General features: G+C 59.2%; 12 protein-coding genes. 8 read left to right on the top strand and 4 right to left on the bottom strand.

Translation table 11 applies throughout. The annotated features are described in order from the left end of the window. Positions 1-4: 4 nt before the first annotated feature. Positions 5-664: a hypothetical protein gene (locus JI748_RS11840; protein ID WP_201630870.1), complete on the top strand. Its 660-nt coding sequence runs from the start codon at positions 5-7 to the stop codon at positions 662-664. Continuing rightward, positions 661-1,704: a hypothetical protein gene (locus tag JI748_RS11835; RefSeq protein ID WP_201630868.1), complete on the top strand. Its 1,044-nt coding sequence runs from the start codon at positions 661-663 to the stop codon at positions 1,702-1,704. Before JI748_RS11840 ends, JI748_RS11835 begins: the two co-directional genes overlap by 4 nt. A 1,314-nt stretch (positions 1,705-3,018) precedes the next feature. On the opposite strand, the gene JI748_RS11830 is transcribed toward JI748_RS11835, so the two are convergent. Continuing rightward, positions 3,019-3,585, bottom strand: a complete 567-nt coding sequence (locus JI748_RS11830) for a class I SAM-dependent methyltransferase (RefSeq protein WP_233280680.1) — start codon at positions 3,583-3,585, stop codon at positions 3,019-3,021. Positions 3,586-3,827: 242 nt separating this feature from the next. Here JI748_RS11830 and JI748_RS11825 point away from each other — a divergent pair, with 242 nt between their 5' ends. Continuing rightward, positions 3,828-4,562 carry a glucosamine-6-phosphate deaminase gene (locus JI748_RS11825; protein WP_201630865.1) on the top strand — a complete coding sequence of 245 codons (735 nt, stop codon included), beginning with the start codon at positions 3,828-3,830 and terminating at the stop codon, positions 4,560-4,562. Then, positions 4,559-5,563 carry an N-acetylglucosamine-6-phosphate deacetylase gene (locus JI748_RS11820; protein ID WP_201630863.1) on the top strand — a complete coding sequence of 335 codons (1,005 nt, stop codon included), beginning with the start codon at positions 4,559-4,561 and terminating at the stop codon, positions 5,561-5,563. Before JI748_RS11825 ends, JI748_RS11820 begins: the two co-directional genes overlap by 4 nt. Here the strand turns inward: JI748_RS11820 and JI748_RS11815 are convergent. Genes JI748_RS11815 through JI748_RS11805 form a run of 3 tightly spaced genes read right to left on the bottom strand, consistent with a single transcriptional unit; the run spans position 5,560 to position 8,423 of the window. Further along, the gene (locus tag JI748_RS11815; protein ID WP_201630861.1) at positions 5,560-6,378 is read right to left on the bottom strand and encodes a DeoR/GlpR family DNA-binding transcription regulator; all 819 of its coding nucleotides are present in this window, start codon (positions 6,376-6,378) and stop codon (positions 5,560-5,562) included. The two genes, JI748_RS11820 and JI748_RS11815, sit on opposite strands and share 4 nt — an antisense overlap. Further along, positions 6,375-7,391, bottom strand: coding sequence for a hypothetical protein (locus tag JI748_RS11810; RefSeq protein ID WP_201630859.1), 1,017 nt, complete (start codon positions 7,389-7,391; stop codon positions 6,375-6,377). The genes JI748_RS11815 and JI748_RS11810 overlap by 4 nt, the downstream gene beginning before the upstream one ends. Before the next feature lie 39 nt (positions 7,392-7,430). Further along, a complete protein-coding gene (locus JI748_RS11805) occupies positions 7,431-8,423 on the bottom strand; it encodes an extracellular solute-binding protein (RefSeq protein WP_201630857.1) in 993 nt (330 codons plus the stop codon). Between the two features lie 132 nt (positions 8,424-8,555). On the opposite strand from JI748_RS11805, the gene JI748_RS11800 reads away from it, so the two are divergent. Genes JI748_RS11800 through JI748_RS11785 form a run of 4 tightly spaced genes read left to right on the top strand, consistent with a single transcriptional unit; the run spans position 8,556 to position 13,448 of the window. Further along, on the top strand, positions 8,556-9,611 hold the full coding sequence (locus JI748_RS11800) for an ABC transporter ATP-binding protein (RefSeq protein ID WP_201630855.1): 1,056 nt from the start codon (positions 8,556-8,558) through the stop codon (positions 9,609-9,611). A 5-nt stretch (positions 9,612-9,616) separates the two neighbouring features. After that, positions 9,617-11,257 carry an ABC transporter permease gene (locus tag JI748_RS11795; RefSeq protein WP_201630854.1) on the top strand — a complete coding sequence of 547 codons (1,641 nt, stop codon included), beginning with the start codon at positions 9,617-9,619 and terminating at the stop codon, positions 11,255-11,257. Between the two features lie 45 nt (positions 11,258-11,302). Then, entirely contained in the window at positions 11,303-12,331 is a 1,029-nt protein-coding gene (locus tag JI748_RS11790; RefSeq protein WP_201630852.1) for an extracellular solute-binding protein, read from the top strand. Between the two features lie 31 nt (positions 12,332-12,362). Further along, positions 12,363-13,448, top strand: coding sequence for an ABC transporter ATP-binding protein (locus JI748_RS11785; RefSeq protein WP_201630850.1), 1,086 nt, complete (start codon positions 12,363-12,365; stop codon positions 13,446-13,448). Positions 13,449-13,505: the final 57 nt, after the last annotated feature.

The following is a 13,505-nucleotide window of genomic DNA, read 5'->3' as shown; positions in this document are numbered from 1 at the left end:
AATAATGAAGAAGTCATTGTTGGGGGCCATCGCGCTTGGAGTGGGCGGCTCTGCAGTTGCAGGCTTCGGCGCTGCGGCAGGACGCGACATCTGGAGAGGCACCAAGAAGGCTTCCGGATTTCTGATACTGCTCATCGCCATCGCCGCATCGGTCAGTTTGCCTTTCCTCGGTATCAGGAACCTGATGCGCGGCCACGCGCCCGGAGAAGGATGGAAAGCCATCGGCGACATTCTGATGGTACCGGCAGGTATCGCCATCGGGGTAGGCGTCTCGGTCTTCGGCGGTCTCATGCTTGGCGAAGAGCCCTTCGCCCTGGCTATCATAACGATCGTCGGTTCGGGCCTTGTCGCTGCGGTGGTCGGTGCCATCGTCGGGCTGGGGCAGCGTCCGTCAGCCCAACGTCGCAATAGAATCGCCGTGACCAATGAAGTCTTTCTCGACGGGCTCGGCATTCGAGAGACCGGCGAAAGCGAGATCACCCACATCGACGGCGAAGGCAACGCCCTGCGCCTGATGGAGCGGACCGCAAACTCGATCGTCTTCATGGCGGTCGGGAAGCGTAACAAGCGCGCCTACATTGGTCTGTCACCACAAGGCGAGATGCAGAGTTACACAGGGGTGGTCGCGCTCGGCGCTGCCCGCGACATGGATACGGCAGCATGACCTTCCTCAATACCTCTACCGCCCGCTATGCCGCACTGGCCCTTATTGGTTTTATCCTGACCTTCTATAATCCGTTCACCCAGATCGCTACGAACTACAATCGGGACATTGCTGTAGCCGGTGCCGGCGTATATGGCGGTTTGCGCACGTTAACCGCCGTAATGAACCTCGCGAAGGACACTAACATCACGGCATCGGTCATCGCCGCATCGGTCGAAACGAGCCCCGGCCAGGTCCTGCAGCCCGTCATTTCCACGATAGAGCGCTTTTCGAACCTGCTGTTCGCCCTGATCGTGACCTCCGGTGTTCTGGCCATAGTTCTGCCGGTCGTCGCAACCCTTGGCGGTGGCGTTCTTCTTGTCGGCGCCGGTGTCCGAGCCGTGATGTCCAAGATCGGCCACCCTCTTGCAGGATCCATCGATCGCGCAGCGCGCGGCCTAGTAACTCTCGGCATCCTCGCGGCGCTGGGCATCCCGGGATCCTACGCAATCGCATTTTTTATCGGCGACCGTGTCACCGCCGAAGCATGGGAAGAGGCCACTGGCGTGTTCGACGAGCAGGCGGCGGCTGCCGAAGCGAACGATTTGGCAGGCGTCGACCTGTCGGAGGTTGACCTTCCAACCGAGGAAGAGGTTCTGGAAGCTCCTGTCGCGGCATCCTCGGTCGAGGAAGGCAATATCTTCACACAGGCGCTCGACAGTGTGGGAGATGCGGTGGGCGGTGTCGCCAGCTCGTCCCAAGATGCCATTCAGCGCACGCTTCAGTCCACCGTCGGTTTCGCGGAAGTGGCGCGCAGGCAGGTAATGGCCGGCGCAACCGTCATCGGCAACGGCGTTGCGGCGGCAGCCGACATTCTAGAAGCCTCGGTCAAGATCGGCGTCGCGTACCTCGTCAAGCTGATCGTGTTGCCGGTATTGCTTATGCTCGGCTTCCTTTGGGTATTCCGCTCAGTGACGGCCAACGGCAACATATCGTATGGGGTGCCTAGGGTTATCGCAAACCCCAGCGCACGAGAAAATTTGGTCGTGGAATCCAGCTGACCGTGCCGCCGTTCGCCCTGACGCTGGCTGCGGGCCGTCCGCTTTTGGGCGGACGCAAACGTTCGTCTAACGACCGCAATGGGGCGCTTTACCGCCAGGCTATCTGCGCGCTAATCCACCTCAACAGGAGCGGGTCGTGACGGCTTCGCAGCCGTCAGATTCAAAGAACAATGGAAGTATTGGGCCTGTGCATGCACCCGCCGAACCATTTTTCAGAGCTCGGACATCATCTTTGCTCACAGCTCCTGTGTGTGGTTGTCACTCCGGTGCTGTAGGAGACAGCGAGTTCACCGTTGTTCGGGTTTTCGGTCGCGACAACCCGAACGGGCCATTCATCGTTCGCAGAGCCGCAAACGCCGTTCCAAGTCACCATCCATTCGTCTCGACGGACGTCTCTGAACTCACAGTAGGTTTCAGAGCCGCTCATCGCCTTAGGCATGATGTGTAAGGACCAAGGGGTACCGCAGTCAGCCTTCCCATGCTGTATGTCGTACCACTCCCCAACAATGGTTGGGTACTGCTGTGCGACGCTAGCGATGGTGATAGCGAACCATAGCGGCAGCGCAATTAGTTGAGGACGCATGAGGAAAACCTTGACGTCGGGGTCCCGAACCAACCGTCGAAACCGAACCAAACCGGGGCAGGATGTTTTACCGCGCTTGTTCGCTACTGGGAAATGAAAACGGTCGCTTAGATAACCGGAAGGGGCGCTCAGCAGTCGACTAGGATCTTTGAGCTGCGGTGGGCAGAGGCACCGATGTCGCGAATCCTCGCAACATATTCCGAAGGCTCTGAAGCTGAAGTTGTGTTCGACGCAGGTCACCTAAGGTTATTTTTCTTAGCCCGGCATCGAGGGTCCTACAGACCACATAGGGCTCGACGTGTGGGGTCCACGGGTCACCATAAGCAGATGCGAGTCCGTGCGCGATCGCGTTGCGTACACCTCGGGGCTCGACCAACTCGTGCAAGAACGTTTTCAGAGGGGCTGCTCCGGCATCGGATGAGGCGCGGCGCCAATTTATTCCGGCTGCGATCATTTCACCTTCAAGCCAGCCCCATACGACGAGGGTCCTGCCTATCTCGGCGTGAAGATCATCGAGTGTTGGTCCAAGCTCGCTCACGAGGTGACTCTACACGGTCACCGTTACCTAGTGCCCAACGCCGGATAATGCCCTGCATCAATTGGTCCGCTTTTTGTATTCTTCTCGCTGGCGCTGAACGACCAAAATGGGGCGCGTCGCTGTCAAACCGCTCGCGACCAAAATACCTTCTGCTTGCGCTTCGACGCGTACAGTAGCGGATGAGTTTCGGCCGTTAGCGGATCGCAGTTATTGCTGCCCAGTTTGTAGGCTGATCATCAAACCCCGAGCCAAGCCACTGTTCCAATTTTTTATTCGCCCAGAGTCCAGCAGCTTCCCAGAGTGCCATCAACTCCTCCGAATGAAGATAATTATAGTACCGTCCTAGGCTGTCGACACCTTCTTCTGATCCCATCTTGAAGCTTGCCCAAACCACGCCGTTTGGTCGCAAGGCCGCATGTATCTTCCGTAACACTGATTGGAGGTCTGTTCTGGGAACGTGAAGCAGTGATGCAGAGGCATAGATGCCGTCATAAGCTTCCTCAACTGCCAATTCCTCGAAGCGCATAGTTCGAACAGTCTGGCCAATATAATTCGATGCGATGGCTGCAAGCTCGGTTGAGCCGTCTGTGGCATCCACCACAAAACCTTCCTCAATCATGACCTTCGCGTCTTTTCCACTTCCTGTGCCCAACTCCAAGATAGAGCCTCCGCGAGGTACCTTGGACAGAAAGGGCAATAGTCGCGAGTTGACGCTGCCATCGGCTGCGTAAGCCACGGCATGTGCATCGTAGAAGGTGATGGGGTCTGTAGGCTATCGCCGCTCCAACATACAAGTAGTCTAGGCGCTGAGGTAGGCGTAGCTCCGACCGCTTTGAATGGAGCGTAACTTTAGAAGCGATTTTTGTAAGTTTGTGCTTCAGAATGACTACCGCAGGCTGGCAGAAAACACCTCATTACGTACTCTTACGAGAAAATAAGGCGCCGGTCGCTTAGGTGCCAAGCTTCGACTACACAGGTAAAGGCAAATCGCGAGGAGGTGGGATGAGATTAAAAATACACGACAGTAGCGAGGAGCTTGGCCGGCGCGCAGCTCAAGAGGGGGCTGCCGAGATCAACGAAGCCATCAAAACGTCTGGCCGAGCCACCATCATCGTTGCAACAGGCGCCAGCCAGTTCACCATGCTCGACGCGCTTGTCGCCCATGACGTTGACTGGAGCCGCGTCACGGCTTTCCATCTCGATGAATATGTCGGCCTGTCGGCAACGCATGAGGCGAGCTTCCGAGGTTATTTGCGAAACCGGCTTGTCGAGCGCGTAGGGACCTTGCAAGAGTTCGTGGAGGTGGGAGGCGATGCAGACGACCTCAGAGGGGAGGTGGCGCGGCTTAACGCCCGGCTGGCGGGCGAGACGGTCGACGTGTGTTTTGCCGGTATTGGCGAGAACTGCCATCTCGCCTTCAACGATCCGCCGGCAGACTTTGCGGTCGAGGAGCCCTATATCGTGGTCAACCTCGACGCGGCATGCCGGCAGCAGCAGTTTGGGGAAGGGTGGTTCGACAGTATCGAAGCCGTTCCCGCCCGCGCCATTTCGATGAGCATCAGGCAGATCATGAAGTCCCGAAAGATCGTGCTCAGCGTGCCCGATAAGCGCAAGGCTCTCGCCGTTCGCCAGGCGGTGCAGCAGCCGATATCGCCACTCTATCCTGCATCGATCCTGCAGCAGCACCCTGACGCGACGCTGCATCTCGACCGTTCCTCGGCGAGCATGCTCGAATGATCAGTGACGGCCTCTTCGATCTGCAGGTGAACGGCTATGCCGGAGTGGATTTTAATAATCCTTCCATGACGCCGGCACAGTTCGACCTGGCACTCGAAGCCATGCTCGCGTCAGGCGTAACACAATGCCTTCCTACCATCATCACCGCGTTCCCAAATGAGCTCGCCGCGCGCTTCGCAGCGCTCGACCGTGCCGTGCGTTCGAGCAGGCTGGGTTCGGTCATGGTACCCGGTTATCATCTCGAAGGGCCGTTTCTCAATGCAGGCGATGGCTATTCCGGGTGCCACCCGCAAGCCGCGATGGCAGATCCTGATGCTGCGCTTGTCGCTCGCATCGAGGAAGGTCTCACGCGTCCGATCCTCCTCGTGACGCTGGCGCCGGAACGCGATGGGGCGATGGACTTCATCGCCGCCATGCGGCGCCAGGGCAAAACTCTGGCCATGGCCCATTCGGCGGCGGGTTTTGCTCAGGTCCGCGCTGCCGCGGATGCGGGACTGACTATTTCGACCCATCTCGGCAACGGCCTGCCCCACACATTGCCCAAGCTCGAGAACACCCTTCTCGCGCAACTGTCGGAGCCGCGTCTCGCCGCGTGTCTCATCGCCGATGGTCATCACATGTCGCCCGATGCCTTAACTGCCATGATCCGGCTCAAGGGCGCGGACAAGTGTATCCTCGTCACCGACGCCGTCCTCGGTGCGGCCGCGGCCCCTGGCGTCTACACGTTCGCGGGTATGGCGGTGGAGCGCACAGCCACGGGCGCGATGGTGCAGCCGAGAAGGACCGTGTTAGCAGGATCGACCCTGCGCCTTGATGAAGCCGTGCGCAATGCAATGAGATGGACGGGCTTGGGGGCGGAGACTGCGCTCGCAATGGCTTCGAGGATGCCGCGGCGCGCGCTCGCACACAGCATGCGGAAGTACAGGATCGACATGGAAAGCGGCCGTGTGCGGTGGGCTTCCGACATGACCCCCACGATCGAACGGCTGCCAGCGCTCTAAGGGACTGCGATCACCCGCGTCGAGGCCAGGGCAGATGCCGTTTCAAAGCGGCTGATGGGGTCGCCATTAGTGATCAGCACGTCCACCTCGGCCATCTGCATAACCACATGGGGAGCGCGTTTTTCGAACTTTTCGTCATGAGCGACAAGGATGACCTGACGCGCCTGGGGCAGGATGGACCGGACGAGGTCGACTTCCATCGGGTCGAACTCCTGAACCGTCCCATCGCGATCGATGGCGCTGGCGCCGATGACGGCAAGGTCAAATTTGAAACGCTGTCGACTTTCATCGGCAAGGGTCAGAACCGAGGAGTCCTTGTTGCGGACATAACCGCCATAAACATAGACTGTGGCGTCGGTCTTTAGCGCGCAGGAATGGGCCACTTCCAGATTGGGCGTTGCAATCAGCACGCCGGGATGGCGAGCCAGCACTTCGTGGAGGCTGTCGAACGTGGTCCCCAAACCGACGAATATGGTCGCGCCGGGGACAAGGAACTCTTCTAGCGCCAGCACCAGCTGACGCTTGACCGTCATCTGGATTCCGTGACGCTCGTCATGGCTGTGATGGGCCACGCCGGGCGAGGCGAAGGCGCCGCCAAACCCCTTTTGCAAGAGGCCTTGGTCTTCGAGCGTGCGAAGATCGCGCCTGATCGTCTGGTAGGTGACGTCGAAGCGCGCCGCAAGTTCGGCGACCGACGCGGCGCCATTGGTGCGCACCGCATGCAAAATGGCCTGGCGGCGATCGGCCGCGCGCCTGGTATCGAGAGCGGCCGGTTCCGCGCCAGTGCCCAGGCGCGGCGCGATTTCGCCGCTCATTTCAAACGGACGCCAAGGTAAGTGCGGTCGTCGGTCAATTGCGTGGGGGTCGTACCCTTAGTGCTCATATAACGTCCGATCTTGTGGAAGTCTTCGGCCTCCACCTCCCGGAACGCGGCTTCCCACGAGGCAACGCCGAAGCCGTCTCCCGGCTTAAAATAGCCGTCGGAGAATAGCTCGATTGTCTCGATATCCTCTAGTGCATAGCTGCGAATTTCAACATAGCGGGCAGGGACATCGAAGCCGTCGATGCCGCCATAGCCTAGCACTGGATCGGTAACGTTCTGGAACTTGCCCTGACCGTGAGCAATGCCGTGCTGAACCAGCAGCAGCAGTTCAGCGTCCGGCACCTGCGGCAAGTGCTGCCGGCATGCAGCCATGGCCCGATCCTCAATGGCCGATACGACCGCATCCTCAGCCGTGATGCTGTTTGCGGGTTGGTTGCGCGTACCCTGCCAGGTCATGGACGCGGCAAGGCGATCGCATTCGTCGGTAGGCTTCCCCTGCACTTCAAAGAAGCGCCAGGTCTCCCGGCGCAGGATCGCCGTAACGTCGTCCAGAGGCTTGAGCACCTGCAGTGTGTCATGGCCGTTTATGCGGATGCCGCTATCGCCCACGGCGACCACTTCCAGACGGTCGCCGATGATCAGGGCGGCCATGACCGTGCAGCCACCTCGCAGCTTCCAGTCCTTTTCAACTGCGTCCAGCGCACCATTGGCGACGTAGCCAGCGTGGATCGCCTTGCCCAGATACTCAATGAAGTGCTCGCCGCCCTGGAATTGCTGTTCATCAAGACCCTCCCGACCCTGGGCGAGGAGAAAGGTCTCAATGGCGCGCTGAGCGGTGCGCGAGGCAAATTGCCCCGACAACATGCCGTCATAGCGCGTGCCATTGCGGTCGGTTACGCCGTCGATAACGGCGTAACCAAGGTTTGGCATGACCACGAGGCTGTCTTCGTTGGTCTCCGGATGGCCGAACTTCTTGCCAAGCGAAAAGGCTTCAAGCTGCCGCATGTGGTCCTACTTCGGTCTTCTTATTATTGATCGAGTGGCTTATTCGCCAATCGCAGTCCGCCACTTGGCAAGCACTTCCTCAGCACCACCAAAATCGCTTAGTGGCTTGACGTTGACCAGCGTCAGGTCGGCAAGGTCCGGTGTTCCGGCAGGGCCGGCGACGTCAAGACGAACCGAGCGACGGCCGATATCCATGGCGAGCTTTTCCTGGGTGGACTTGGACAAAGCCCAATCGATAAAGGCCTTGCCGCCATCCGGATTGGGGCTTCCCTTGACCAGCGCCACCCCGTCCGGCGTTGCCGCGGTGCCGTCAGCAAGATGCACTATCGAGATGGGTGCGCCGCCCTGGACATATTCAAGAGCATTGTCTTCAAGCGTCAGGCCCATCGCGGTTTCGCCATCCGCCACAAAGCGCGGCACGGCGCCAGAGGAGTCGGCGAACACGAAGTTCTTGGCGATTTTGGCATATTCATCCCAACCCTCGTCACCAAAAACGGTGAGCACGGTCTGCAACTGCTGCATGGCCGAGCCCGAACCATCAGCACGAGCACTGGCAATCTGGCCCGCCCACTTCGGATCAGCCAGTTCGGCCCAGGTCTTTGGCGCGGTGTCGAGCGGCTGCAGGTCGGTGTTGACGGCCAGAACGTAAACGACGGCTGTGTAGGGGGTCCAGGAATCGTCCTTGACGAATTGTGGGTCGATCTGGTCGGCCTCCGGCGGAGTGTAGGGCTCGAGCAGGTCTTCAAGCTCGGTAAGCTGGCTTCCGGAAATTGACCAGATGACGTCTGCCGCCGGTGCGCCAACCTCGGCCTGCACGCGCTTGGCGATGTCACCTGAACCCAACTTCACCACTTCCGCCTTGAGCCCAGTTTCCTGCTCGAAAATGGGCAGCAGCGTGTCGACGATCGACGACTTGTGGGCGGTATAAACCACAACCGACCCTTCCTGCGCGAGGGTGGCGAGCGTCATGCTTGTAGACGCGATCAGTGTGGCAGCAGCAACTGCCAAAAATGTACGTTTGCGAATGATCACTAGAATCCTCCCGTTCGAAGATGATCAATTTAGTCCGAAATGATCGTGTACCACGCGAATAAATGTTGCAATACGAAAGTTCGTTGGTGTCATATGTGATTGTTTTGTGACAAGCCAGTCAGGGGGAACTGCGTGAGCTACCTAACCGTCAGCAATGCAACCAAGCGCTTTGGCACAAGCTTCACGGCACTGGACGGCGTTTCGCTTGCGGTCGAGCGCGGAGAGTTTTTCACCCTTTTAGGCCCGAGCGGTTGTGGCAAGACAACCTTGTTGCGCTCGATCGCTGGTTTCAACGACCTGACATCAGGCGACATTACGCTCGATGGCGCCAATCTGCGTATTGTGCCGCCGCACCAGCGCGATATCGGCATGGTGTTCCAGGACTATGCGGTCTTTCCGCATCTTAGCGTCTTCGACAATGTTGCCTTCGGCCTTAAGCCCAGAAAAGTGCCGGCAGCTGAAATCAAGACGCGGGTGACCCAAGCATTGGAAGCAGTGCGTCTGGGTGCGATGGCCGAGCGCTTGCCGGCTGCCATGTCGGGTGGTCAGCAGCAGCGTATTGGCCTGGCGCGCGCCATGGTCATTAATCCGCGCCTGTTGTTGATGGATGAGCCGCTTTCTAACCTCGATGCCAAGTTGCGGATCGAGTTGCGCGAGGAAATCCGCGATATCCAGAAGCAGGTCGACATCGCCACCATCTATGTGACGCACGACCAGGAAGAGGCATTAGCCATTTCCGACCGCATCTGCGTGATGAATGCCGGGCGTATCGAACAGGTAGGCACGCCACCCGAAATCTACGGCAATCCGCAGACCCGCTTCGTGGCCGAGTTCGTCGGCACCCTCAATACCTTTACGCAAGGCGCAGCGCTCGAGGCCCTTCTCCAGCAGATGGGAATCAAAGTCATGAGCGTCGCGGCATGGACGGCCCGTCCAGAACGGCTGGGCCTCGCGTCGCGCGACGAACAGTTGTCCGGTGCCGCAACCCTTGATGGCACGATCGCCAAGTTCATCTATCTCGGGCGGGAAGCCCATGTTCAGGTCGAAACCGCAGCCGGCATGATTGTGGTGCAGATTGCTAATCCGGGCATGACGCGGACGCGTGAGCCGGGCGAACCGGTCAAGGTCGCAGTGCCACGCGAGGCATTGATGGCCTTCGGTGCCGACAATGCCCGGATTGAATGGTGATGGCCATGCCACGCTTCAATTTCTGGACCGTGGTGATGATCCTGACTTGGGTCATGCTGTTCGTCTTGCTGTTCATTCCGGTCGGCTCCGTCCTGGTATCGAGCTTTTACGACCAGCAGGGCAATGCCACGCTTGCCAATTACCTCAGGTTCATGGGTGAACCGAGGTTCCGCCAGGCGTTCTTCAATACGCTCGTGGTTGGATTTGGCGGGCTCCTGGGCGCCTTGTTGCTCGGCTCCATCATGGCCTTCTGCGTGTCGCGCTTCGTGATCCGCGGCGGCAAGTTCGTGTCGCTTCTTGCTATCCTGGCTTTGGTATCTCCGCCCTTTATCGGCGCCTACTCCTGGATCGTGCTGTTCGGTGCCGGCGGCGTGGTTCGCGGCTTTTTGCGCGACTACGGCATCAACATGCCGCCCATCTATGGAGTTGGCGGCATCCTCATTGTCTTTTCGCTTAAGTTCTACCCCTACGGCTACCTCATGGTCTCCGGGGCGCTCAGCAACGTCAACCGGTCGCTTGAAGAAGCCGCTGAGGGTCTGGGGCTCACGCCGTGGCAGCGCACGATGAAGATTTCGTTCCCCATGGTTTTTCCGGCTCTCACCGCCGGTGGGCTCCTGGCACTCATCCATGCCATTGCCGATTTCGGCACGCCGCGCCTTCTTGGCCGCGGCTATAATGTTTTGGCGACCGAAGCCTTTACGCTCTACGCGGCGGAAGTCGGCTCCAACATGTCGATGGCCACGACCATCAGCGTGGTGCTGATCGTCGTCTCGATGATTTTCGTTATGCTGCAGCGCTACATGTCGCGGCGCAACGTCTACCACGGCAACATGATCAACAAGCCCATCCGCATCCAGCTCAAGGGCTGGCGTAATGTGCTCGCCCATATCGCCGTTTATTTTATCGGTCTTTGCGGTGCGCTGCCGGTAATCATTTCGGTCATTTACTCCTTCCGCAAAACCAGCGGACCTGTGTTCCAGGAAGGGTTTGCGCTGCAGAGCTATGAACGCATCCTGTTCGGTCTTGGCGATGTGGTGCGCAACTCGCTGACTTTCTCTTTCGTCGCTGTGGCCTTGATCGTGGTCGTCGGCACGGTGGTAGGGGTGCTTGTGGCGCGGCGCACCAGCTTCAACACGGCCCTGCTCGATGGCGCCTTCATGGTGCCCTATGTCATGCCGGGCATCGTCATCGGCATCGCTTTCATTGCAGCCTTCAACACCGGGCCAATCGTGCTGACCGGCACGGCGGCCATTATCATCCTTTCCATCTTCATCCGGCGCTTGCCCTATACGGTGCGCACCACGGCGTCCTCGCTGCGGCAAATCTCTCCCAGCATGGAGGAAGCCGCGATCTCCCTGGGATATAGCCCATTCCAAGCCTTTCTGCGGATCACTGTCCCACTGATCGTGCCGGGGATCATTGCTGGCGGCATGCTTAGTTTTGTCACCGCCATCAACGAGCTTTCCTCCTCCCTGGTGCTCTATGTCGGCAGCACCATGACCATGCCGGTACGCATTTATCTTCTGATCCTTGACGGGGATTTCGGGGTCGCTGCCGCGCTGTCGACCATTCTGCTGCTGCTCAGCGGCTGCGCCGTCTACATCGCCTTCCGCTTCATGGGGCGCAACGAGCAGGCACTGCTCTAGCCCCACCCCAACAACCAAATCGCAAATCTATTCTGGAGAAACAAAATGCCAAGCCTGACTAAGATTGCCGCCACCGCATTCTTTGCCACCACCGTATCTCTGTTTGCCTTGGCCAGCGCACAGGGTCAGGAGATCTCCGGCACGACGCTGGTTGTCTACACTCCAAACGAAGAAGGCATGCTGCAAAGCCTGATTCCCGTATTTGAGCAAAATACCGGCGTCACCGTGCAGCTGATCACCGCAGGCACTGGTGAACTTTACTCCCGCATTCGCAGCGAAGCTGGTAATCCGCAGGGCGACGTGATGTTTGGTGGCGGCGCTGCGCAGGCTGCGGTCAATTCCGAGCTCTGGCAGGACTATGTATCGCCCGAAGACACGGCGATGGTTGAAGCCGGCAAAAATGCCACCGGCGCCTTCACGCCCTATCAGGCAGACGGCTCCAACCTTTTGGTCAATACCGAGGCTGCTGCGGCAGCCGGTGTCGAAATCACCAGCTATGCCGACCTACTGCAGCCCGAACTGAAGGGCAAGATCGCTTATGGCGACCCCACCGCGTCGTCTTCGGCTTTTGCCCAACTGACCAACATGCTCAAGGCCGTTGGCGGCGATTATGAAGCTCAAGCTGGCTGGGAATACGTAACCGCGCTGATCGATCAACTCGATGGCATTTCAATCGGATCGTCGAGCCAGGTTGCCGCCGACGTAGCCAATGGCGAATATATCGTTGGCCTGACCTATGAGCCGCTGTCGCTGAATTTTGTGCTGAGCGGCGCGCCGGTTGAGATCGTCTACCCATCCGAGGGCGCAGCCTTCCTGCCTGCCACGGTCGAGATCATCAAGGGTGGACCCAACCAGCCGGCAGCAGAGGCTTTCATCGACTTCGTTATTTCCGAAGAGGGCCAGACCATCATCGCCCAAGAAACAGCCGGACGTCCGCTGCGCGAAGGCGTCGAAAAGCCTGGCCTGCCGGCCTTGGCCGACATTCCGACCGTTCAGGAAGACGGTCCCTATGTTGCCGAACACCGCGAAGAAATCGTCGGCAAGTACCGCTCGATTCTTGAGGCCCGTTCCTGATCGTGATGATGTTTCGAACTGGAGAAGCGCTATGACCCTTATAGCGCTTCAGGCGCTCCGCAAGGAATACGCCGGGCAGGTCGCCATTCCCGATCTCAATCTCGAGATTGCCGATGGTGAGTTTTTTACCCTGCTCGGGCCTTCGGGCTGCGGCAAGACTACGTTGCTCCGCATGATCGCCGGATTCAACTCGATCGAAGCGGGGACAATCTCGTTCGACGGCACGGTAATTAATGATCGCCCGGCATCGGAGCGAAATATCGGCATGGTTTTCCAGAACTATGCGCTGTTCCCGCAGATGACCGCCGCAAAGAACGTCGCCTTCGGCCTTCAAACCCGAAAAGTGGGGCGCGCCGAAATCGACCGTCGTGTCGCAGCGGCCCTCGAGTCGGTGCGTATGGCGCATCTGGGAGACCGTTTGCCGGGCCAGATGTCTGGTGGACAGCAGCAGCGCGTTGCCCTGGCAAGGGCGCTGGTGATTCAGCCGGCCTTGCTGCTGATGGACGAACCACTGTCCAACCTTGACGCCAAGCTGCGCGTCGAAATGCGCGACACCATCCGCCAGGCACAGCGCGATGCGGGGATAACAACGGTCTACGTCACCCACGACCAGGAAGAGGCCATGGCCGTCTCCGACCGGATAGCGGTGATGAACTTGGGCGTCGTCCAGCAGGTGGGCACACCGGCAGAAATCTACCGCCACCCGGCCAATCGCTTCGTCGCCGAGTTCATCGGCAAGACCAACCTTCTGGAACGCGACCTGATCCACCAAGACGGCAGAGTCTTGGTCGAGTTGGGCACCAACGTGATCACTGATGTCACAAGCCTCGTGGAAGCCGCAACCAAGGGCCGCGTGCAAATTTCAGTGCGTCCAGAAGCCGTCAAGGCTGCCGATGCCGGCCTTGCCGCCGAAGTCGTCGACGAGACCTTCCTTGGTTCCCATTCGCAGGTGCGAGCCAGGATCGAAACCGGCGAAATCATCGAATTTCTCGAATTTTCCCACCGCGCTGCCTTGTGGCAACCTGGCGAACACGTCTTCCTCGACGTAGATACTGATCTGCTGACTTTCTTCGACGGCACCAGCGGCGCCTCGATCATGAAGGGAGCAGCGGTTTGAAGGTCGGGGGCAAAACACTGGATGGCTGGACCTCGGTCGCACTACTGCTAACCGGCG

The sequence above is a fragment of the Devosia rhizoryzae genome (genome assembly GCF_016698665.1).
Classification (GTDB): Bacteria; Pseudomonadota; Alphaproteobacteria; order Rhizobiales; family Devosiaceae; genus Devosia; species Devosia rhizoryzae.
The sequence above is the reverse complement of the archived record's forward strand: the minus strand, read 5'-3'. Positions and strand labels throughout refer to the sequence as shown.